Source organism: Caniella muris, from assembly GCF_943193035.1.
Taxonomy (GTDB): domain Bacteria; phylum Actinomycetota; class Coriobacteriia; order Coriobacteriales; family Atopobiaceae; genus Granulimonas; species Granulimonas faecalis.
The window spans coordinates 1,441,333-1,463,468 of the sequence record NZ_CALPCK010000001.1 but is presented as its reverse complement, the minus strand read 5'-3'; the positions used below and the strand labels follow the sequence as shown (position 1 = coordinate 1,463,468).

Below are 22,136 nucleotides of genomic sequence, written 5' to 3'. Positions count from 1 at the left end.
CGCCCGCCCCCATGGGCCGCTTCACCGCGGCCGTGCGCTCGTGGTTCCTCGCCGAGTTCGAGACCCCCACACCGGTGCAGGCCGAGGCCTGGGACGCCATCCAGGACGGCGAGAACGTGCTGGCCATCGCCCCCACGGGCTCCGGCAAGACGCTGGCGGCGTTCCTCGCCGCCATAGACCGCCTGGTGGCCGACCCTCCCTCACCCGCGGAGCCCGGCGTGCGGATCCTCTACGTCTCGCCCATGAAGGCGCTGGCGGCCGATGTGGAGAGGAACCTCCGCCGGCCCCTCTCCGCCATCGCGGACGAGGCCGCAGCGGCGGGCCTCGACATCGCCGCCCCCACCACGGCCATGCGCACCGGCGACACCACCCCGGCCGAGCGCCGGCGCATCGCGAGCAGGCCGCCCCAGATCCTCATCACCACGCCGGAGTCGCTCTACCTCATGCTCACCTCCAAGGCGGCCCGGGTGCTGGAACGCGTGGAGACCGTGATCGTGGATGAGGTCCACTCCCTCGCCGGCTCCAAGCGCGGCGCCCACCTGGCCCTCTCCCTGGAGCGGCTCGACTGCCTGCTGGAACGCCCCGCCCAGCGCGTGGGCCTCTCGGCCACGGTGCGGCCGCCCGAGCGTGTGGCGCGCTTCCTGGGCGGCAGCCGCCCCGTGCGGGTGGTGGGCACCGGCGCCGCGCCCGACATGGACCTCTCCGTGCGCGTGCCCGTGCCCGACATGGCCCGGGTGGCCGCCCTCTCCACCCGGGCGGCCGAGCGGGGCTCCGCGGTACCGCCGGCCAAGGACGCCTGGAAGACCGACCGCACCATGGCGGCGGCCATGGCTGCCGGGAAGAACAGCAACATCAAGGCCTCCAAGCCTTTGCCCCGGGAGAGCCGCGCCGGGTCGCGCTCGGTCTGGCCGCACCTGGAAGCCAAGATCCTCGACCTCGTGGAGACGCACTCCTCCACCATCGTCTTCGTCAACAGCCGCGGCCTCTGCGAGCGCCTGTGTGCCCGGCTGAACGAGCTCTACGCCCAGCGCCACGGCCTGGCCCCCGCCGCCCCCTCGGGACCCGAGAGGGCGTTCCACTCGGCCATGGGTTCGGCCGAGACCCACACGCAGCCGCTGCCCGAGGGTTTCGCCCCCGTGGCCGAGGCCCACCACGGCTCGGTGTCCAAGGAGCGCCGCGCCGAGGTGGAGGCCAGGCTCAAATCGGGCGAGCTCCGCTGCGTGGTGGCCACCTCCAGCCTCGAGCTGGGCATCGACATGGGCTTCGTGGACCTCGTGGTGCAGGTGGCACCGCCCCTCTCGGTGGCCGGCGGCCTGCAGCGCGTGGGCCGCGCCAACCACTCCGTGGGCGGCCGGTCGCGGGCCGTCATGTTCCCGCGCACCCGCCTGGAGCTCGTGGACTGCGCCGTGGCGGCCGAGGCCATGGGGGTCGGCGCCATCGAGGAGACGCACCTGGTGGAGAACCCCCTCGACGTCCTGGCCCAGCAGACCGTGGCCGCCGTGGCCGAGCGCCCATGGAAGGCCGACGAGTGGTTCTCCCGCGTGACCATGGCCGAGAACTACCGCGACCTGCCCCGGGCGGCCTTCGACGCGGTGCTCGCCATGCTGGCCGGGGACTTCGGGGCCGAGGGGCTCGGGGCCTTCTCGCCGCGCCTGACCTGGGACCGCGAGACCGGCGAGCTCACGGCGCTGCCCAACAGCCGCAACCTGGCCGTGTCGGGCGCAGGCACCATCCCCGACCGCGGCCTCTACCCGGTGTTCGTGGAGGGCGAGCGCACGGGCCGGGAGCGGCGGCGCGTGGGCGAGCTCGACGAGGAGATGGTCCACGAGAGCCGCGTGGGCGACGTCATCACCCTGGGCACGAGCACCTGGCGCATCAAGCGCATCCACGACGACCGCGTGCTCGTGGAGCGCACCGGGGCCCGGGCGTCGCGCCTGCCCTTCTGGCACGGCGAGGGCGCGGGCCGACCCTTCGAGGACGGCATGGCCAAGGGCGAGTTCCTCGACGCCGCGGCCACCGGCACCCACCGGGGCCGCCCCGACGGGGCGCTCGCCGAGCGCCTGGCCGCTGCGGGCCTCACGGACGAGGCCGCCGACAACCTCTGCGCCCTCCTGTCCCAGCAGCGCGCCGCAACCGGGGCCGTGCCGGGGGCGTCGCACCTGGTCATGGAGTACGCGGACGACGAAGAGGGCGACCTCCGCCTCATCCTCCACTCGCCCTTCGGCCGGTCCGTGCACGCCCCCTGGGCCCTGGCCGTGGCCGACCGCGTGCGGCGCCGCTACGGGTTCGACCCGGAGGTCATGGCCGCCGACGACGGCATCGTCCTGCGCATGCAGCCTATGGAGGAGCTGCCGGGGCCGGAGCTCTTCGTGTTCGACGGCGACGTCCTCGCCCAGACCGTGCGCTCCTGTGTGGCCGACACGGCGCTCTTCTCCGCGCGGTTCCGCGAGTGTGCCGCCCGAGCCCTCCTCATGCGCCCCGCGGGCTTTGGCAAGCGGGCGCCCCTCTGGCTCCAGCGCGTGCAGGGGGGCCAGCTCCTCGAGGCGGCCCGGCGCATCGAGGGCTTTCCCATCCTCCTGGAGGCCATGCGCGAGTGCCTGCGCGACGTCTACGACCTGCCGGCCCTGGAGGAGGTGCAGCGGCGCCTGCGCAGCCGGCGCACGGCCGTGACGGTGGCCCACACGGCCACGCCGTCGCCCTTTGCCGCCAATCTGCTCTTTGGCTACGTCATGGAGCACCTCTACGACGACGACCGCCCCCACGCCGAGAAGGCCGCCGACCTGCTCTCCGTGGACCCGTCGCTCCTGGCCGAGCTCGTCGGCGGCGACGACCTGGCCTCCCTCGTGCCGCCCGAGGTGGCCGCCGAGGTGGAGGCCGAGCTCCAGTGGCTCGCGCCCGGCACCCAGGCCGCCTCCGAGGCCGACGTCGAGCGCATGCTGCGCACCCTGGGCCCGCTGTCGGACGGCGGGGTGGCCGAGCGCTGCGACGACCCGTCCCACGCCGCGGGGTGGCTCACGGCCCTCGCCGACCGCCGGCGCGTGTTCCGCTCCGTGGTGGCCGGCGAGGTGCGCTGGGTCGCCGCGCCCGACGGCGCCGTGCTGGCCGACGCCCTCGGGGTGACTGTGCCCGCCTGGGCCGCGGCGGAGCGGGAGGCGTTCGCGGGCTTTGCCGGCGCCGAGGCGGCCGTCGTCGAGAGGCACCCCCTGGACGGCCTCGTGGCGCGCTTCGCCGCCTGCCACGGCCCCTTCTCGGCGGGCGAGGTCGCCCGCTCCCTGGGGTGCGGGCCGGCCGTGGCCGCGGAGTCCGTGGCACGGCTCACCCGCGACGGCACGCTCCTCCAAGCGCCGTTCGGCCCGGACGGCCGCGGCGGGGAGCGCGGCTCCGTGGCGGCCTCGGTCTTCCGGCGTATGCGCTCCCGGGCCCGGGAGCGGGCCGTGGGCGCGGCGGCCCCTGTGGACGACGCCACCTACACGGCCTCGCTCCTCGGGCGCCAGCAGGTGCCCCACGCGGGCGGAGAGGCCGGCGACCCCGTGGACCTGCTTGCCGACACCGTCGCGCTCTTTGAGGGTGTCTTCCTGCCACCGGAGGTGTGGGAGGGCACCGTCTTCCCGGACCGCGTGCCCGGCTACCGGCCCGCCATGCTCGACGAGCTCCTGGCCTCGGGCGACGTGGTGTGGCAGGGCAGGCTGGCGCCTGCGTCCAAGGACGGCGGGCAGCGCCGGCTGGCGGCGTTCTGGCCCACCGACTCTCCCTTCGCCCCGCTGCCGGCCCCCGGCGCCGGTGCCGCACCGGCGCGCCCGGAGGCGCTGGACGACGGGGGCGAGGGCCCCAGGTCGCAGGTATGGGACGTGCTGGCCCGGGAGGGCGCCGCGCCCTTCGCCGTGGTGGACGCGCGCTGCGGCGAGGCCGCGGGCGGTGCCGTGGCCGTGGCGGAGACGCTCGAGGCCCTACTCTGGGACGGCATCTGCCTCGTCGACTCCTTCGACGCCGCGCGGTCCAAGGCGCCCGGCCAGGTCCCGGCCCCGAGGCGCCGATCGCACAGCCGCTACCGGGGGCACGCCGCCCGACGCGCGGCCCGGGCCCTCTCCGAGGCCCCGGCCGTGTCCCCCGCCGCAGCGACGTCCGGGCGCTGGTCGCTCGCCTGCCCGAGCGACGCCTCCGACACCGAGCGGGCCTGCGCCCTCGCGGAGTCGCTCCTCGACCGCTACGGCGTGGCCTGCCCCGCCACGGCCGAGGCGGCTGGGGTCCCCGGCGGCCTCTCCCTGGTCTACCCCGTGCTCAAGGCCATGGAGGAGGCCGGGTCGCTGCTGCGCGGCACCTTCGTGGAGGGGCTCGGCCCCCTGCAGTTTGCCGCCGCCGACACCGTGGAGGCGCTCCGCGAGGACCGCGACGGCACGGGGGACGGCGAGGGTCCCGTGGCCGCCCGCCAGCTGCGCGTGCTCTGCTCGGCCGACCCGGGGCAGCCCCTGGGAGCGATCCTCCCCTGGCCCGACGGCGCCGAGCGCCCCAAGCGTTCCGCGGACTCCTGGACGGTCTTCCTCGGTGGGGTGCCCGTGCTCTGGGCGGCGCCCCGCCTCAAGGCCGTGGCGCTCTTTGGCTGCGAGGACGCCTGGGGCGGCGCCGTGGCCGCCGTGCTCGACGCCATGGAGGACCGGGCGCGGGCCCAGGGCCGGTCCTGGGCCCTGGAGCGGATCGAGGTGCGCTCCGTGAACGGCGAGGCCGTCCGCGAGGGGCCGTTGGCGCCGGTGCTCGCGGGGCTTGGGTTCGTCCCCACCCCCGACGGCATGCGGTTCTACCCGAAGCCGTACTGACGGGCGCCCCGCGGCGCCCGGGTCCGGGCCTGGCCGACGTTCTACGTGAAACGTAAAGCGCCCGGGTCTGGGATCCCAGACCCGGGCGCTCGCATTCGACGGGGGCTGAACGGCTACTTGGACACCTTGCCCCTGCGCACGTTGTCCTTCTTGCGCTCGATGGCGTTGAGGATGCGCTTGCGCATGCGGATGTTCTTGGGCGTCACCTCGACGAGCTCGTCGTCCATGATGTACTCGAGGGCCTCCTCGAGGGTGAAGGTCTTGGGCGGCGTGAGCTGCACGGCGATGTCGGCGGTGGAGCTGCGCTGGTTGCCCAGGCTCTTGGTGCGTGCGATGTTGACCACCATGTCGCCGGGCTTGGAGCGCTCGCCGACGAGCATGCCCTCGTAGCACTCCTCGCCGGGGCCCACGAACATGGTGCCGCGCTCCTGCAGGGTGCCCAGGGCGTAGCCCACGGACTTCTCGGTGCTCATGGAGATCATGGCGCCGTTGTTGCGTACTCCCAGCTCGCCGGCGTAGGGGCCGTACTCGGAGAACGTGTGGTAGAAGACGCCCTCGCCGTGGGTGGCGTTGAGGATGCGGTTCTTGAGGCCCATGATGCCGCGCGTGGGGATCTTGAACTCCAGGTGCGTGTGGGTCTCGCCGGCCTGCATGCTCGACATGGTGCCGCCGGACTCGCCGAAGGCCTCGATGACCTTGCCGGAGAACTCGTTGGGGCACTCCACGACGGCGAGCTCCACGGGCTCCAGCCGGTGGCCGTGCTCGTCCTCCTTGAAGAGCACGCGGGGGCGGCCCACCTGGAACTCGAAGCCCTCGCGGCGCATGGCCTCCATGAGGACGGAGAGGTGCAGGATGCCGCGGCCGGCCACCTCGACACCGGTCTTGTCGCCCAGCTCCTCGATGCGCATGGTCACGTTGTTCTCGGCCTCGCGCATGAGGCGCTCCTTGAGCTGGCGGGCGCCCACGATGTCGCCGTCGCGGCCCACGAGGGGGCTCGTGGAGGCCTCGAAGACCACGGAGAGGGTGGGCGGGTCGATCTCGATGGGCTCCAGCTCCACGGGGTTCTCGGGGTCGGTGTAGACGTCGCCGATGTCGGTGCGGTCGATGCCCACCACGGCGCCGATGTCGCCGGCGCGGATCTCGTCGCACTCGGTGCGGCCGAGGTAGTCGAAGGTGAAGAGCTGCTTGGCCTGGGCCATGGCGCGGCTGCCGTCGTTCTTGACCACGAGGATCTGCTCGCCGGCGTGGATGGTGCCGGAGTAGACGCGGCCGATGCCGATGCGCCCCACGTAGCTGGAGTGGTCGATGGTGACGCACTGCATGGCCAGGGGGCCGTCGGGGTCGCAGTCGGGGGCGGGCAGGCAGTCGACGATCATGTCGAGGAGGGGGTACATGTCGTCGTTGCCGTCGTCCGGGGAGAGACGGGCGAAGCCGTTGACGGCGCTCGCGTAGACCACGTGCTCCATGGCGAACTCGAGCTGCTCGTCGGTGGCGCCGAGGTCCATCATGAGGTCGAGGGAGTCGTTGACCACGGCCTCGGGACGGGCTCCCGGGCGGTCGATCTTGTTGACCACGATCATGATGGCGAGGCCGGCGTCGATGGCGTGGCGCAGCACGAAGCGGGTCTGGGGCATGGGGCCCTCGAAGGCGTCCACGAGGAGCAGGGCGGAGTCGGCCATGCGCAGCACGCGCTCCACCTCGCCGCCGAAGTCGGCGTGGCCCGGGGTGTCGATGACGTTGATCTTGACGCCCTTGTACTCGATGGAGATGTTCTTGGCCAGGATGGTGATGCCGCGCTCGCGCTCCTGGTCGTTGGAGTCGAGGACGCGGTCCTCCACCTGCTGGTTTGCCCTGAAGGCGTCGGTGGCCCGCAGCAGCTTGTCGACGAGGGTGGTCTTGCCATGGTCGACGTGGGCGATGATGGCGACGTTTCTCAGGTTCTCTTGCAGCATGGAGCTCTCTTTCTTATAACAGCGGTTCTGTCTCCCCCGCCGGGGCCGGGTCGCTCCAGCGGAGGGCGCTGCCCGAACCCACCCCGTCGAGCAGGAGGAAGGCCGAGTAGTCGACGTCGTTGCCCTTGTCCCCAAATTCCGTGACGAGCGCGTCGGAGAAGCCCGACCCCGTGTCGACGGCGCCGGCGTAGGCGATGGCGTAGCACACGGGCTTGGAGAAGCCGGGCTCCTTGAGGGTGCCGGCCGCGAGGCGGCGCACCCAGTCATGGGCGGCCTCGAGGCACATGTCGGCCCCGTCGTCGTCAAAGGCGCAGGTCACACGCATGGAGTTCCCGTCGAGCGCGGTGGCCACGACACCGAGGTCGGCGCTTTCGGCCAACCGGTCGAGGCACTCGCCGATGAGGTTGCACGACAGCTCGTCGAGCTCGGGGCTGATCATGGGGACCTCCTCTGCGGCATGGTGGTGGCGACTGTACAACGCTACACCCAAAGGGCCGCCTTCATGGAGTCACCACTCCGGGGGCCGGGGCTGGGGGCCGGTCGGCCCCTGACATCAGAAAAGAAATAGGCAGCGTGATAGATGGGCCAGACCCCTCTGTCACATGTCGCGCCATGGGGACGGGGGCCTGCATCGGTGGATGCGGACCCCCGTCCCAGTTGCCTTCGATGATGCCCGGAGCACGGGACCCTACGTCAGAGGACCTTGCCCAGGAACTCCTTCAGGCGCTCGCTCGGCGGGTTCTCCGAGAAGAGCTCCTCCGGGGAGCCCTGGGCCTCGATGAGGCCGCCCTCGGTGAAGATCACGCGGTCGCTCACCTCGCGGGCAAAGCCCATCTCGTGGGTGACCACGATCATGGTGTCGCCCTCGTCGGCCAGGCGGCGCATGATGTCGAGGACGTCCTTGACCATCTCGGGGTCCAGGGCGCTCGTGGCCTCGTCGAACAGCAGCACGTCGGGCTTCATGGCCAGGGCCCGGGCGATGGCCACACGCTGCTTCTGACCGCCGGAAAGCGACCGGGGCATGGCGTCGGCCTTCTCGGCAAGACCCACGATGTCCAGGAGCTTGCGCGCCGTGGCCTCGGCGTCCTCCTTGGAGACCCCGAGGTTGTGCATGGGGGCGAAGGTGACGTTCTCGAGCACGCTCATGTGCGGGAACAGGTTGAAGTTCTGGAACACCATGCCGATGCGGCAGCGCACGGCGTCGATGTCCACGGAGGGGTCGGTGAGGTCGATGCCCTCGAAGCTCACCGTGCCGCTCGTGGGTTCCTCCAGGCGGTTGAGGCAGCGCAGCAGCGTGGACTTACCGCCGCCGGACGGGCCGATGATGGTGATGACCTCGCCACGCCTGACGTCGAGGTCGATGCCCTTGAGCACCTCGTTCTTGCCGAAGGACTTGTGCAGGTCGCGGACGCTGATGATGACGTCGTCGGCCTGGACGTCGTCACGGGCGGTGTTGTCGCTCATTCGGAGAACCTCCTCGTGGCCCAGTTGGCGAGCATGGTGAGCAGCGAGATCGTGACCAGGTAGAACAGGGCCACGATGAAGAGCACCTCGCTGACGCGGAAGTTGGCGGCATAGATCTGCTGGGCCTGGTAGAGCAGCTCGCCGAAGCCGATGGCCAGGAGGATCGAGGAGTCCTTGACCATGATGATCAGCTGGTTGATGAGGGAGGGCGTGGCGATCTTGGCGGCCTGGGGGAGCACCACGGAACGCATGGTGAGGCCGGCGGAGCAGCCCAGGGACCGGGCGGCCTCGGTCTGACCCGGGTCCACCGACTGGATGGCGCCGCGCACGATCTCGGTGATGTAGGCGCCGGCGTTGAGGGCCAGGGCGATGGCGCCCACGGCGAAGACCGACAGCTTGATGCCAAAGAGCTGCGGGACGGCGAAGTAGAAGAAGAAGGCCCAGATGAGCAGGGGGGTGCCGCGGAAGAGCCACACGTAGAACGACGCGACGGCGCGCACCACGCGGTTGTGCGCGACCTTGAGCAGGCCGAAGAAGATGCCGAGCACGAGGGCGCCGGCGAAGGCCACGACGGTCACCAGCAGCGTGTTCTTGACGCCGGTCAGGAGCGCCGGGGCGCTCTGCTGGAGCAGGCCGACGAAGCTGGGCTGCTCGGCCTTGACGGCGTTGTCGCCCAGGTACCTCTCCATGATCTGGTCGTAGGTGCCGTTGGCCTTGAGCTTGGCGAGACCCTCGTTGAAGGCCTGGAGCAGCTCGGGGTTCTTGCCCTTGGCCACCAGGGCGCCGTAGGAGTTGCCGGCCTCCTTGTCGGTGACCGCCTTCATGCCGTTGCCCTGGGCGATGCCGTAGGCCACGACGGGGTAGTCGTCGAACATGGCATCGGCCTGACCCGACTGCAGCATCTGGACCATGGTGGAGGTCTGGTCCACCGAGATGGTGTCGAAGCCGTACTGGCCCGCGATGGACCTGGCGAAGGTCTCGCCCTCGGTGCCGGTCTTCACCGCGACGGTCTTGCCGGCGAGGTCCCCGTACCCGGAGATGTCGCTGGACTCGGGCACGGCCATGAGCACGCCGGAGTCGAAGTACGGGTCGGAGAAGTCGTACATCTGCTTGCGCTCGTCGGTGATGGAGGCGCCGGCGATGGCCATGTCGTAGTTGCCCGACTGCACGCCCTGGAGCGCGGCGTTGAAGCCCAGGGACTGGATGTCGACGTCGAAGCCCTCCTCCTCGGCGATGGCCCTGATGAGGTCCATATCGATGCCCACGAGCTGGCCGTTGTCGGAATACTCGAAGGGGGCGAAGGTGGTGTCGGTGGCAATGCGGTAGGTCTTGCCCTGGACACCCTCGACCTCGGCGCGGGCCGTGGTCGGGAAAACGAGGAGCACGGCCAGGGCCACAACACCCAGCACATGCCAAAGGGCCCACGAGGGGCGGCGTTTGATCTGGTTCATCCACACACTCCAAGGACTGGCGACAAACTACATGGGCCCATTTTACGGACCCCCCGCGGCCAACACAGAACCCGCGGACGCTGTTCACAAGGACGCAAGCTACGGCGCCCAAAACGAACAACATGTTAGGGGATTTCATTCCCTTATTTAAATCGGGCTATACGCAGAAAAAAGCCCGGGGCGGACCCCGGGCAGGCGAATCGCTGGTGGAGACGATGGGTCTCGAACCCACGACCTCAGGCTTGCAAAGCCCGCGCTCTCCCAGCTGAGCTACGTCCCCATATATCAATAATCGCCCCAGCGGCGACTCGGCTCACGCTGGGGCGATTATTATCAAAAAAGTGGTGGGCCCAACAAGGTTCGAACTTGTGACCTCCCGGTTATCAGCCGGACGCTCTGACCAACTGAGCTATGGGCCCAACGCAAGAAATGATGCTATGCCTTCCAACCCGCCCCGTCAACCCACGTCGGAGGATTTTTTCTCCGACGTGCCTCAGGGACGGCCGCTGCCGGCACCCGTGGTGAAGTCCTCGGGCGAGAGCGTGGAGATGAACTTGTCGAACTCCTGGATGTCCAGGCGGTCCTGTTCGCGCTTGACCGCGTCGAAATCCGGGTAGCTCGCCGTGTTCATGACCGACTCCGCCACGAAGATGGGGCTCTTGCTGCGCACGGCCAGCGCGATGGCGTCGCTGGGCCGGGCGTCCAGGGAGAGGTGGCAGCCGGACTGCGTGGTGAGGTTGACCTCCGCGAAGAACGTGGTGCCCTCCACCTTGGTGATGGCCACCGACGTGATGGTGGCCCCGAGGCCGGTGATGGCCTGCCCGAGCAGGTCGTGGGTCATGGGACGGTCCGTCCCCGGATGCTCCACGCCCATGCCGATGGCCGTGGCCTCGACGGAGCCGATGCGGATGGGAAGGGGCTCCACCCGGCTGTTTGACCGGGGTTTGAGCACCACCAAGGAGGCCACAGGACCGCCGCCGATGACCACCGTCTCTATGTCGACCCTAATCATCGTCATGGCTCGCCTCCTTTGTCTCTCTCGTGCTCTTCTTGAAAGTCGCCTGTGCTCCTGTGTTCCGTACGTACCCATCCGGACGAGAAAACCATGGCGGCACTGTGGACCGCATTGGATGGTTAGCATAGCCGAAGTCCCATCCGCGGGCGTCGGCGACGGCGCTCGATTCGCCAGCCGGAATCCGGGGACCCTCTCGGGAACGCGAGGGGCCCGGCCGCACCGTGGCGCGACCGGGCCCCTCATGCAGGTCCGTTCATGCGGGTCCGTCCCCGGGACGGCCCCGGCTAGTCGTCGAGCAGCGACTCGTCGTAGCTCTCCTCGCCGCCCACGTCGAGCGGCTCGTCGTCGGCGTCCTCTGCCTCGACGCCGAGGGCGAGGGAGCTCTGTCCCTCGTCGACCTTGGGGGCGTCCTTGGCCTTGGGCTTGCCGGCCACCATGCGGGCCACGCTCGTGACCCTGTCGCCGTCGGCCACGTTCATGACCTTGACGCCCTGGGTGGAGCGGCCCAGGCGGCTGATCTCCGCCGTCTTCACGCGGATGACCGTGCCGTCCGTGCTCATGATCATGAGCTCGTGCTGCGGGCCCACCACCTTCACGGCGGCGAGGTCGCCCTTCTTGGCGGTCATCTGGATGGTGTAGACGCCCTGGCCGCCGCGGTTGTGCTCGGTGTACTCCGAGACGGGCGTGCGTTTGCCATAGCCCTTCTCGGTGATCACGAAGAGGTCGCCCTTGCCGTTGGAGACCTCCATGCCCAGCATGAGCGCGTCGCCCTTGAGGGTGATGCCCTTGACGCCGACGGTGTCGCGGGCCTTGGGGCGCACGTCGCCCTCGTCGAACACGATGGTCTTGCCGTCGGACGAGGTGAGGATGATCTTCTCGCCGGGCTTCACGCGGCGCACGGTGACCAGCTGGTCGTCGGCACGGAGCTTGATGGCGATCATGCCGTCGCGGCGCGTGCGGTCGTAGGCGGAGAGCGCCGTCTTCTTCACCCAGCCCCTGGCGGTGGCGAACATGAGGTACTCGTCGGCCGGGAAGCCGCTCGTGGTGAAGACCGAGGTGGCGTGCTCGCCGTCGGCGAGGTCGAGCAGGTTCACCAGCGCGTTGCCCTTGGCCTGGCGGCCGCCCACCGGCAGCTCGTGGACCTTGAGGCGGTACACCTTGCCGAGGTTGGTGAAGAAGAGGATGTAGTCGTGGGTGCTGGCCACGAACAGCTCCTCCACGAAGTCGTTGTCCTTGAGGGTGACGCCCTGGACGCCCTTGCCGCCGCGCTTCTGGGAGCGGTAGTCGGCCACGGGGGTGCGCTTGATGTAGCCGGCGTGGGTGATGGTGATGACCATGTCCTCGTCGGCGATGAGGTCCTCCACATCCAGCGTGATGGGGGCGTTGGAGATGGTGGTGCGGCGCGGGCGGCCGTACTTGGCCTTGATCTCGCCCATCTCGTCCTTGATGACGCCCAGGAGCTTGGTGCGGTCGGCCAGGAGCCCCTCGAGGTAGGCGATCTCCTCCTTGAGGCGCTCGATCTCGGCCACGAGCTTCTCGCGCTCCAGGCCGGTGAGGCGCTTGAGGCGCATCTCGAGGATGGCGTTGGACTGGATCTCGTCCAGGCCGAACCGGTCGAGGAAGCGCTCGCGCACCTCGGCATCGGAGTAGGAGCTCCGGATGATGTGAACGACCTCGTCGATGTTGTCCACGGCCACGAGCAGGCCCTCGCGGACGTGCAGCTCCCTCTTGGCCTTCTTGAGGCGGTACTGGGTGCGGCGGGTCACGACGTCGACCTGGTGGTCGATGTAGTGGCCGATCATCTCGCGCAGGGTGAGGGTCTTGGGCACGCCGTCCACCAGGGCGATGTTGATGGCGCCGAAGGTGGTCTGGAGCTGGGTGTGCTTGTAGAGGTTGTTGAGCACGACCTCTGGCACCACGTTGGTCTTGAGGTCGATGACGAGGCGCATGCCCTTGCGGTTGGTCTCGTCGCGCATGTCGGAGATGCCCTCGATCGTCTTGTCGTTGACGAGCTTGGCGATCTTCTCCTGGAGCAGGCCCTTGTTGACCTGATAGGGGATCTCGGTGATGACGATGCGCTGGCGATTGCCCTTGATCTTCTCCACATGGGCCTTGGCGCGCACGCAGATGGAGCCGCGGCCGGTCTCGTAGGAGTCGCGGATGCCCTTGGTGCCCATGATGACGGCACCCGTGGGGAAGTCGGGGCCCGGCATGACGGTCATGAGCTCGTCGACCGTGACGTCGGGGTCGTCTATCATCATGCACACGGCGTCGATGGCCTCGCCCAGGTTGTGCGGGGCGATGTTGGTGGCCATGCCCACGGCGATGCCCGATGAGCCGTTGACCAGCAGGTTGGGGAAGCGGCTGGGCAGCACGGCGGGCTCCATGATGGACTCGTCGTAGTTGGGCTGCCAGTCCACCGTGTCGTCGTTGAGGTCGCGCAGGAGCTCCATGGCGGGCTTTGCCAGACGGCTCTCGGTGTAGCGCATGGCGGCGGCGGGGTCGCCGTCCACGGAGCCGAAGTTGCCGTGGCCGTCGATCAGGGGCACCGACATGGAGAAGTCCTGGGCCAGGCGCACCATGGCGTCGTAGACCGCGGAGTCTCCGTGGGGGTGGTACTTGCCGATGACCTCGCCGACGGTCCAGGCGCTCTTCTTGTGCTGCTTGGTGGGGAGCACGCCGGAGTCGAGCATGGCGTACAGGATGCGGCGGTGCACCGGCTTGAGGCCGTCGCGCACGTCGGGGAGGGCGCGGGCCACGATGACCGACATGGAGTACTCGATGAAGCTCGTCTGCATCTCGCTGGAGAGGCCGATGGGCTTCAGGGTGCCGCCGTGGATGTCGGTGAGGTCGAGGCGGGTGCCGCCCTCGTCGGAGAGCAGGCCCGTCGTGGAGTCCAGCTCGATGGAGTCGGGGTCGATGCCGGCCCCTTCGCCGTCCTCCTCGTAGGTCATCTCGATGTCGTCGCCGTCGTCGGGGTCGACGTCGCCGTCGGGACCCACGGCGCCCTCCAGGACCTCGTCGTTCTCAAAGAGATCGCCCTCGTTGACGCCGGAGTCGAGCTCGTCGTCGAACCCGCCGTCACCGAGTCGCTTGTCGTCTGCCACAGGTCAAACCTCTCTGTCTAGATGTCAAGGAAGCGGGCGTCTTTGGCGCGGCGCTGGATGAACTCGCGGCGCTTCTCCACCTGGGTGCCCATGAGGTCGGACACGGTGCGCTCCGCCGCCGCGGCGTCGTCGATGCCCACCTGGAGCAGGATGCGGTTCTTGGGCTCCATGGTGGTCTCCCACAGCTGCTCGGGGTCCATCTCGCCGAGGCCCTTGTAGCGCTGGACGGTGTACTTGCCCTTCTCCAGGCCCTTGACCTCGAGGGCGAGCTCCTCGTCGGTGTAGATGTACTTGCCCTTGCGCGCGCGGCTGCCCTTGGGCTTGAGCTGGAACAGGGGCGGCTGCGCGATGAAGATGTGGCCGGCGTCGATCATGGGGCGCATGTAGCGGTAGAAGAACGTGAGCAGCAGGATGCGGATGTGGGCGCCGTCGACGTCGGCGTCCGTCATGATCACGATCTTGTGGTAGCGCGCCTTGGAGATGTCGAACTCGTCGCCCACGCCGGTGCCGATGGCCGTGATGAGGCTCTGGATGGTCTCCGCCGAGAGGGCGCGGCTGGGTCCCACGCGCTCCACGTTGAGGATCTTGCCGCGCAGCGGCAGGATGGCCTGGGTGGAGCGGTCGCGGGCCATCTTGGCCGAGCCGCCTGCGGAGTCGCCCTCGACGATGAAGAGCTCGGTCATCGCCGGGTCCCTCACCGAGCAGTCCGCCAGCTTGCCGAGGAGCGAGGCGCTCTCGAGCAGGCCCTTGCGGCGCGTGGCCTCGCGGGCCTTGCGGGCGGCCTGGCGGGCCTTGGCGGCGGAGGACGCCTTGTTGACGATGGCACGGGCCTGCTTGGGGTGCTCCTCTAGGTACTCGGCGAAGCCCTGGGCCACGGTCTTCTGCACGAGGGGCTTCATGTAGGAGCTGCCGAGCTTGGCCTTGGTCTGGCCCTCGAACTGCGGGTCGCCCAGCTTGACCGACACCACGGCGCAGAGGCCCTCGCGGACGTCGGAGCCCTCGAGGTTCTTGTCCTTGTCCTTGAGGATGTTGGCCTTGCGGGCGTAGTCGTTGATCACGCGGGTGAGGGCCGTGCGGAAGCCCTCGAGGTGCATGCCGCCCTCGGGGGTGTAGATGTTGTTGGCGAAGCTCATGACGTTCTCGCCGTAGCCCGAGTTCCACTGCAGGGCCACCTCGACCTCGCCCATCTTGGCCGGGTCGTCGGTGTCGGCGGCGCCCTCCATGTAGATGGGGGTCTTGATGTCGCCCACGAGCTCCTTGCCGTCGTTCAGGAACTTGACGAAGTCGATGATGCCGCCGGAGTAGCAGAACTCGTCCACGCGGGGGGTGAGCTCGCGCTCGTCGGTGAGCACGATCTTGAGGTTGCGGTTGAGGAACGCCATCTCCTGCATGCGGTCGCGCAGGGTGTCGTAGTTGAACACGCAGGTCTCGAAGATCTCGTCGTCGGGCCAGAAGGTGACCGTGGTGCCGGTGCCCTTGGCCTTGCCCACGACCTTCATCTTCCCGGTGGTCCTGCCGCGGGAGAAGGCCATCTCGTAGATGTTGCCGTCGCGCTTGACCTGCACCACGACCTTCTTGGACAGGGCGTTGACCACGGAGATGCCCACGCCGTGGAGGCCGCCCGACACCTTGTAGGCGTTGTTGTCGAACTTGCCGCCGGCGTGGAGCACCGTGAGGACCACCTCGAGGGTGGGGATCTTGCGCTGGGGGTGCTTGTCGGTGGGGATGCCTCGGCCGTTGTCCACCACGGTGACGGAGTTGTCCGGGTGGATGGTCACGAGGATCTTGGTGCAGAAGCCCGCGAGGGCCTCGTCCACGGAGTTGTCGACCACCTCGTAGACCAGGTGGTGGAGGCCGGAGGCGCTGGTGGACCCGATGTACATGCCGGGACGCTTGCGCACGGCCTCGAGGCCCTCGAGGATCTTGATCTCGGAGCCGTCGTATTCCTGCTTCTTTGCCACGGGAGTCCTCTCTTGGGAAGGGACTTGAGCCTAACTTATCCAGTCTATCGTTTTTTTGGCCGTCGATACAGGGGGCAAATGGCCCCCACGGCCGCCACGACGGCCCTGGAGCGCCTTCCAGGCACCGCAAGGTACCCGGATACCGGGGCAGGGGGCAACGGGGTCTGAAACCGCCTACCCGCGCCCCTGCGGGCGGGGCGCGCGGGCGCGGCGCAGGCAGGCCTCCATGGCGGAGCGCGCCTGCTGGGCCACGGTGTCGGGCAACCCGGCGCAGGTCTCCTCCACGAGGGCGGCATCGGCGGCCGAGAGGGGCGGCAGCGGCGGCGCCGGGGCCGCGGACGGGGCGGCAGCGCGGGCCGGGTCGGCCTTGGGGGTGCCCACCTTGCGGGAGAGCTGGAACACCACGCGGCTCACGGGGAAGCCGCTCCAGCGGAGGCGCTGCTCGTAGAGGCCGTGGTCGGTCTGGAAGTCCTGGATGAGGGGCGAGGAGTCCAGGTAGACGTGGAGCACGGGGTCGGCCCCCTCCACCTCCTCCACGTAGAGGCCGCGGGTGTGGCGGCGGCCGGAGTCGCCGGCGATGCGGTTCCACACGCAGCCGGCCTTCTCGGTGCCCCGGGCGCCGAACGCCAGGGTGTCCACGCAGGCGCCCACGAGGTCGCCGGCCCGCACGGCCTCGCAGCGGCGCTCCACGGCGCCGCGGCCCGGCACCTGCCTGCCGCCGTTCCTGTCAGGCACGCTCGCCATAGGGCACCACCTCGGCTCCCGCCAACGTCTCGCTGTCAAAGTACCCCAGGTGGGTGGTGGTGACCACCGTCTGGATGCCGGTGTCCACGTACGACGACACCGCCGAGCGCCGGGTGCCGTCGAGCTCGCTCATCACGTCGTCGAGCAGGAGCACCGGGCGCTCGCCCAGGCGCTCCTCGGCGAACCGCACCTGGGCTAGCTTCCAGGCCAGCACCGCCGTGCGCTGCTGGCCCTGGCTGCCGAACGTGCGGAGCGGCCTGCCCTCGAGGGAGAAGTCCACGTCGTCGCGGTGCGGCCCCACGCCGGTGGCGCCTCGGCGCAGGTCGTCGGCGCGCCCGGCGGCCAGCGCAGCGGCCATGGCATCGGCCATGGCGTCGCGGCCCATGCCCTCCTCCACGCCGGGCACGGTGCAGCGGTAGGCCACCTCCAGGCGCTCCCCTCCCGCGATGTCGCCGTAGACCTCCTGCACGAGGGGCGCGAGCTTCCGTACGAGCCCCATACGGTGGTAGAGGAGCGTCGCGCCGCCCAGGGCCACCGAGGCGTCCCAGGCGTCGAGCACCGACAGGTCGCAGGCGGGGTCCTTGAGCAGGCGGTTGCGCTGCTCGACGGAGCGCGCGTAGGCGCGGCACACCCGGGAGAAGCCCGCGTTGGCCTGGCTGCCAAAGCCGTCCACCTCGCCGCGGCGCCCCCTGGCCGGCCCTTTCACAAGGTCGAGGTCGTCGGGGGTGAACAGCACCGAGAGCAGGGTGCCCGGCACGGCCGACGGGCGGACCGCCTTGCCGTTTCTCGTGAAACGTCGCGAGGATACGGTGGCGGTGCAGGCGACGTCCACCACCCGCCCGTCGCCCTCGAGCCGGAGCTCCGCCCGACCGGCCTCGCAGCCCTGGCGCACGAGGTCCGCGGGCGACGGGCGGCGGAACGAGGTCCCGGCCGTGAGCAGCTGCAGCACCTCCACGGTGTTGGTCTTGCCGCTGGCGTTGGGGCCCACGAGCACGGTCATGGCCGGGGAGAACCCGACCTCGAGCTCGTGGGCGCACCGCCAGTCGGACAGCGTGGCGCGGACCAGGGCAAGACCCATGGGCTAGAGCCTCGTGGGCATGATGAGCTGCAGGTAGTTGGGTGTGCCGAACGACTTGAACACCGCGGGCTGCATCTCGCCCTGGAGCTCGAGCAGCACCTTCTCGCGGTCGCTCACGGCGCTCAGGCAGTCCGAGACGTAGCGGTGGTTGAGGCCGATGGCCACGGAGGAGCCCTCGACGGGCACCTCCACCTGCTCGGACGCGTCGCCCACGTCGGAGTCCATGGCGCTCATGGTCACGAGGTCGCCGTCGGCGTCGATGTCGAACCGCACGCGCGGGTTCTGCGCCGCCACGAGCGACACGCGGCGCAGGCCCTCGGAGGCCTCCTCCACCGGGAGCTCGAGCGACGTGGAGCAGCTCTTGGGCAGGAGCTGGCGGTAGTCGGGGAACGTGCCCTCGATGCGGCGGGAGACGTAGACCGTGTCGCCGAAGGAGAACACCGCCTGGGACGCGGCGGCGCCGATGAGCACGGGGGCGTCGGCGTCGGCGATGGACAGGGCGTCGTGGAAGGCGCTGCCGGTCACGATCATGGAGAAGGGCTCGGTGAGGGTCGAGGTCTCCAGGGTGGTGTCGCAGACGGCCAGGCGGTAGGAGTCCGTGGCCACGAGGCGCACGAGGTTCTCGTCCACCGTGAGGTAGATGCCGCCGAGGATGGGCTTGGAGAGGTCGCGGGACACCACGCGGTACACGCGGTCGACCATGGTGGCCAGCACACCGGCGGGCAGCTCCACGGACCGCTCGGCCTCCACGGCCGGGAACTCGGGGAAGTCCTTGGGGTCGAGGGTGTTGAGGTTGAACTTGGAGCGCTGGCAGGAGAGGCGCACGGAGTTGCCCTCGGAGTCGAAGGTCACGGGCGCGTCCGGCAGGCTCTTCACGATGCCGGCGATCATCTTGCCCGAGACCACCGTGGTCCCGCCCTCCTCGACGTTGGCGGGGATGCGGTGCTTGAGGGATATGTCGAGGTCGGTGGCCTGGAACTCCAGGGTCCCCTCCCCGGCGGTGATCTTGATGCCGGTGAGGATGGGCAGGGTCGAGGACGCGGCGGTGCCCTTGATCACCACGGAAAGGGCTTTCTGCAGGGCCGTCTGGCTTACGGTGAATCTCATTACTAACCCTTTCTTTAGAAAGAAGAATACATGGTGGTATCAGTAGGACGTGTCGAAATGTTCAAGACCGTCGACGGTGCAGGTGGGTGGGTGTGAACAGAACATCTGTAGCTGTTCACAACCGGGGGCGAAATCGACAGCCGGGAGGCCTGTCGAAAACCCCGTCGACAGCGGGAGGCCGGTTTTGAACGGCTTTCTCGACGTTTTGAACGCGGTCATGTTCACGAACCTCCCAGGCGGTCGCGCAGGCGCATGACCTGGTCGTGGAAGAGGCGGTCCTGGTCCATGCGGTCCTCCACCCAGGCGATGGAGTGCTTGACCGTGGCGTGGCTGCGCCCGCCGAACTTGCGGCCGATCTCCTGGAGTGTGGAGTCGGTGAGCTCGCGGGCGAGGTAGATGGCCACGTGTCTGGGCTGGGCGATCTCCTTGTTGCGCTTGTTGCTCACGAGGTCCTGGCGGCTCACGGAGAACTGCGACTGCACCATCTGCTGGATGTCGTCGATGGAGACGAGCACGCCGTCGGCGGGCCAGACCTCGGCGGCCGCGGCCACGATGTCGGCGGGTTCGATGAACTTGCCTTCGGCCGCCAGGGCCGCCGAGGTGAACAGGCACTTCTGCACGAAGCCGCGGATGGAGCGGATGTTGCCGCCGGCGCGCTCGGCCATGAGGAAGAGGTCGTCGGAGGTGAGGTCGCCGGCCGCCTCGGGGCCGTCGCCGCCCTTCATGCGCTGGTAGAAGGTGTCGATGAGCACCCGTTTGAACTCGAGGGACGGGGACTGCACCGCCACGGGGAGGCCCTGCAGCATACGGCTCGTGAAGCGCTCATCCATGCCGATCTCGGCCGGCGGGACGTCGGCCGCCAGCACGATCTGCTTGCCGTGCTCGATGAGGTGATTGAACGTCTCGAAGAAGAACGTCATGGTCCCCTGGGCGTTGGCGATGTGCTGGATGTCGTCGAGGATGAGGACGTCGATGTCCTTGTAGTTGCGGGAGAGGTTCTCCTTGACGGAGCGGTCCTTGCCGTTCATGGCAGCCACGTAGTCGTCGCGGAAGTCGCTGGCCACGCGGTAGACGCACTGGCGCTCCGGGTCGTTGGTGGCGATGTAGTTCTGGATGGCGCGGAGCAGGTGGGTCTTGCCCAGGCCGGAGCTGCCGTGGATGAACAGCGGGTTGTAGGCCGTGGACCCGTTGGCCACCTGCTTGGCGGCCTGGAGGGCGAAGCGGTTCTCGTCGGCCTCGACGAAGGTGTCGAAGGTGAGGCTGGCGTCGCCCTCGCCGCAGAGCTCCACGAGGGGGTTGGCGGCGCGGCCCGCGGGCTGGGGCCCGGCGTCCTGCCCCGAGGGAGCGGCCGGCTCCTGCGAGGGGGAGCCTTTGCCGTACAGGGCGAGGTAGTCCTCGTAGGTCATGGTGTTGGGGTCGCCCGCGGTGGAGACCGGGCGCGGCTGGGTCCGGGGTTCCGGGGCCTGGGCGGCGGGTGCCGGCTGGGGCGACGGGGCGGCGGGAGCTGCGGGAGCCGACGGGGCTGCCTGGGCGGCGGGGACCTCGCGCGACGGTGCGGAGAAGGCCACCGTCACCGGCTCGAAGGCCGCGCTGCTCAGCGCCTCCTCCAGCCGGGGGCGCTCGCGCTCGAGCACCCGGCTGGCAAAGCCGGAGGGCGCGCCCACCGTGAGGGTGCCGCCCGAGAAGTCCTGGGGGTCGCACGACGCCATCATGCGCACGAGCTGCTCGGGGGCGTCGGTACCGGCCAGAAGGTCGGTGGCGTCGTCCCAGAGCAGGCGGGCGTCCGATTGCATCGATTGGTCCATGGGGTCTCCTCGTGCGGGAAACAGTGGGAGAACCATTATAGGGGCATGGGCGCCGCCGCCGAGCCCGTTGTCGAAAACTCGTCGACGGCCGCGCCGCCCATCGCCCTCCCCTGCCGCCGCCCCCTCGGCGCCCCCGGCACCTCTCCCGGCACGTCTCTCGGCACCTGAATGCGGTTGAGGGCGACTTCGGGCGAGGGGCCGTGTCAAAATCCGCCCTCAACCGCGTTCAGGCGTGCGAAATCCGCCCCCACTCGCGTTCAGGTGCCGAGAGGGTCGCCCTCAACTGCGTTCAGGTGCGGAAGGCGTTCCGGAAGGAGGGGGGGCGGAAGAAGGGGAGGCGACGGGAGCAGGGGGGCGTCCGGCCGGGGTGTCAGCGCTGGGGTGCCGAGAGGTACGCCGCCCCCGCCTGCGTGGGGACGTAGCGCTGCCCCTGCTTCACGGCAAAGCCCGCCTTGGCGAGCCACGAGAGGGCGCGCGACCACGTGGGGGCCGACGACCCGTAGAGCTCCGCGAGCTCGGAGGCGCCGCCGGAGCCCGCGGCCACCAGGTGCTGGAGGGCCTGGAGCTGCCGGCTGTTGAGGGGCTCCGACATCGGCTGCGCGGGTGCGGGCGCCGTCTGGGCCGGTAGTCCGGGCGTGGGCGCCGCCGGGTACGCGCCCGGGTAGCCCGGGACACCGGGAGCCGGGTATGCGGCGGGGTATGCAGACGGGTATCCGGCCGGGTAGGCAGCGGGTTGCCCGTAGGCCGTGGTCGCGGGGGCCGCCAGGTACGGCGACCCGTAGGGCTGCGGGGCGCCGTAGGCCGGGGCCGCGGCCGCCGGGGGCTGCGTCATGGGCACCGGGTTGCCCGTGGGCGCCCCGGCCTGCGCCGCGTAGGGGGCCGCGGGGGCCTGTGCCGGCCACACGTCCCCCTCGGCCGCCAGGGAGATGGTGACCACGCAGCCGCCCTGGATGTTGTCCTCGATGGTGAGGGAGCCGCCCTTGTCCTCCATGTACTGGGAGGCGTAGGGCAGGCCCGAGCCCACACCGCGGATGTAGCGCTTCATCTCCTCCGTGGCACTCGACGTGCCGTACTCCAGGGCCAGGCGCTTGTCGGCGATGCCGGGCCCCTGGTCGGAGAAGCGGATCGTGTCTCCCCCGTCGAGGATGGAGACCGTGGGGGCGGTGAAGTAGGCGTGGATGAGGTTCTCCACGCACTCGCGGATGACGGTGAACGGGATGGACCCGCCCTGCTCCTTGGCGAGGCGGTTGACCGTCGCGGTGACCTCCTCGAGGTACGTGCGCACGTCGGAGGGCTCCACCACGACCACGCGGGGCGCCGCCGCGGCGTCGTCGTAGACGGCCACGCGCGCCGGGCTGCGGACCTCCATGGCCCCCTCGGGCGCTTGGGGCGCCCCTTCGGGCCCGTTCTCGACGAACGGATAGAACGAATCGGCCATGGAGGTCTCGCTTTCGACAGTATTTCGTCGGGTGTTGAAATCTTGCGGTGGATTTCTTTCGTTGCGGAAGTCGTGTTTTCAACAAGGGGTGAAATGCTGTTGAAAACCGTGAATCCCGGTGCAATGGACCGCGCAAACCCATAGTATCCGATGGCGTTTTTTCATGGACCGCGAATGGTTTCTTTCACCGTGCGGAACACGGT

General features: G+C 69.6%; 13 protein-coding genes and 2 tRNA genes. 1 reads left to right on the top strand and 14 read right to left on the bottom strand.

Translation table 11 applies throughout. The annotated features are described in order from the left end of the window. The first annotated feature begins 11 nt into the window (after positions 1–11). The gene (locus NFR49_RS06260; protein WP_251158757.1) at positions 12–4,811 is read left to right on the top strand and encodes a DEAD/DEAH box helicase; all 4,800 of its coding nucleotides are present in this window, start codon (positions 12–14) and stop codon (positions 4,809–4,811) included. A gap of 113 nt (positions 4,812–4,924) precedes the next feature. Here the strand turns inward: NFR49_RS06260 and typA are convergent, their stop codons facing one another. The 14 genes from typA to NFR49_RS06190 form a co-directional block, all read right to left on the bottom strand. After that, entirely contained in the window at positions 4,925–6,763 is a 1,839-nt protein-coding gene (gene typA / locus NFR49_RS06255; RefSeq protein ID WP_251158756.1) for a translational GTPase TypA, read from the bottom strand. Between the two features lie 13 nt (positions 6,764–6,776). After that, positions 6,777–7,202: a hypothetical protein gene (locus tag NFR49_RS06250; RefSeq protein ID WP_251158755.1), complete on the bottom strand. Its 426-nt coding sequence runs from the start codon at positions 7,200–7,202 to the stop codon at positions 6,777–6,779. Positions 7,203–7,456: 254 nt separating this feature from the next. After that, positions 7,457–8,227, bottom strand: coding sequence for an amino acid ABC transporter ATP-binding protein (locus NFR49_RS06245; protein WP_275557143.1), 771 nt, complete (start codon positions 8,225–8,227; stop codon positions 7,457–7,459). Beyond that, entirely contained in the window at positions 8,224–9,678 is a 1,455-nt protein-coding gene (locus tag NFR49_RS06240; RefSeq protein WP_251158754.1) for an ABC transporter substrate-binding protein/permease, read from the bottom strand. Before NFR49_RS06240 ends, NFR49_RS06245 begins: the two co-directional genes overlap by 4 nt. A gap of 204 nt (positions 9,679–9,882) precedes the next feature. Continuing rightward, positions 9,883–9,958: transfer RNA gene (locus NFR49_RS06235), tRNA-Ala, on the bottom strand. Between the two features lie 62 nt (positions 9,959–10,020). Beyond that, positions 10,021–10,097, bottom strand: a tRNA-Ile gene (locus tag NFR49_RS06230). A 74-nt stretch (positions 10,098–10,171) separates the two neighbouring features. Next, entirely contained in the window at positions 10,172–10,696 is a 525-nt protein-coding gene (locus NFR49_RS06225) for a bifunctional nuclease family protein (protein WP_204406745.1), read from the bottom strand. A gap of 281 nt (positions 10,697–10,977) precedes the next feature. Beyond that, entirely contained in the window at positions 10,978–13,800 is a 2,823-nt protein-coding gene (gyrA, locus tag NFR49_RS06220; RefSeq protein ID WP_420840262.1) for a DNA gyrase subunit A, read from the bottom strand. A 17-nt stretch (positions 13,801–13,817) separates the two neighbouring features. Next, positions 13,818–15,761 (bottom strand): DNA topoisomerase (ATP-hydrolyzing) subunit B, encoded by a 1,944-nt coding sequence (gene gyrB, locus NFR49_RS06215; RefSeq protein WP_251158753.1) that lies wholly within the window; start codon positions 15,759–15,761, stop codon positions 13,818–13,820. Positions 15,762–15,935: 174 nt separating this feature from the next. After that, complete coding sequence (locus tag NFR49_RS06210) at positions 15,936–16,505, bottom strand: hypothetical protein (RefSeq protein ID WP_251158752.1); 570 nt, start codon at positions 16,503–16,505, stop codon at positions 15,936–15,938. After that, positions 16,489–17,583: a DNA replication/repair protein RecF gene (recF, locus tag NFR49_RS06205; protein ID WP_251158751.1), complete on the bottom strand. Its 1,095-nt coding sequence runs from the start codon at positions 17,581–17,583 to the stop codon at positions 16,489–16,491. The genes NFR49_RS06210 and recF overlap by 17 nt, the downstream gene beginning before the upstream one ends. A gap of 3 nt (positions 17,584–17,586) precedes the next feature. After that, complete coding sequence (gene dnaN, locus NFR49_RS06200) at positions 17,587–18,690, bottom strand: DNA polymerase III subunit beta (RefSeq protein ID WP_251158750.1); 1,104 nt, start codon at positions 18,688–18,690, stop codon at positions 17,587–17,589. Between the two features lie 221 nt (positions 18,691–18,911). Beyond that, the gene (locus NFR49_RS06195; protein ID WP_251158749.1) at positions 18,912–20,495 is read right to left on the bottom strand and encodes a chromosomal replication initiator protein DnaA; all 1,584 of its coding nucleotides are present in this window, start codon (positions 20,493–20,495) and stop codon (positions 18,912–18,914) included. Positions 20,496–20,865: 370 nt separating this feature from the next. Continuing rightward, positions 20,866–21,933 (bottom strand): ATP-binding protein, encoded by a 1,068-nt coding sequence (locus tag NFR49_RS06190; protein WP_251158748.1) that lies wholly within the window; start codon positions 21,931–21,933, stop codon positions 20,866–20,868. Positions 21,934–22,136 lie beyond the last annotated feature (203 nt).

Excerpts from the sequence above, each read along its gene's own strand:
- NFR49_RS06260 (WP_251158757.1), top strand. The coding sequence starts at position 12 with ATGGGCCGCTTCACCGCGGCCGTGCGCTCGTGGTTCCTCGCCGAGTTC.
- typA (WP_251158756.1), bottom strand. The coding sequence starts at position 6,763 with ATGCTGCAAGAGAACCTGAGAAACGTCGCCATCATCGCCCACGTCGAC.
- NFR49_RS06250 (WP_251158755.1), bottom strand. The coding sequence starts at position 7,202 with ATGATCAGCCCCGAGCTCGACGAGCTGTCGTGCAACCTCATCGGCGAG.
- NFR49_RS06245 (WP_275557143.1), bottom strand. The coding sequence starts at position 8,227 with ATGAGCGACAACACCGCCCGTGACGACGTCCAGGCCGACGACGTCATC.
- NFR49_RS06240 (WP_251158754.1), bottom strand. The coding sequence starts at position 9,678 with ATGAACCAGATCAAACGCCGCCCCTCGTGGGCCCTTTGGCATGTGCTG.
- NFR49_RS06225 (WP_204406745.1), bottom strand. The coding sequence starts at position 10,696 with ATGACGATGATTAGGGTCGACATAGAGACGGTGGTCATCGGCGGCGGT.
- NFR49_RS06210 (WP_251158752.1), bottom strand. The coding sequence starts at position 16,505 with ATGGCGAGCGTGCCTGACAGGAACGGCGGCAGGCAGGTGCCGGGCCGC.
- recF (WP_251158751.1), bottom strand. The coding sequence starts at position 17,583 with ATGGGTCTTGCCCTGGTCCGCGCCACGCTGTCCGACTGGCGGTGCGCC.
- dnaN (WP_251158750.1), bottom strand. The coding sequence starts at position 18,690 with ATGAGATTCACCGTAAGCCAGACGGCCCTGCAGAAAGCCCTTTCCGTG.
- NFR49_RS06195 (WP_251158749.1), bottom strand. The coding sequence starts at position 20,495 with ATGGACCAATCGATGCAATCGGACGCCCGCCTGCTCTGGGACGACGCC.
- NFR49_RS06190 (WP_251158748.1), bottom strand. The coding sequence starts at position 21,933 with ATGGCCGATTCGTTCTATCCGTTCGTCGAGAACGGGCCCGAAGGGGCG.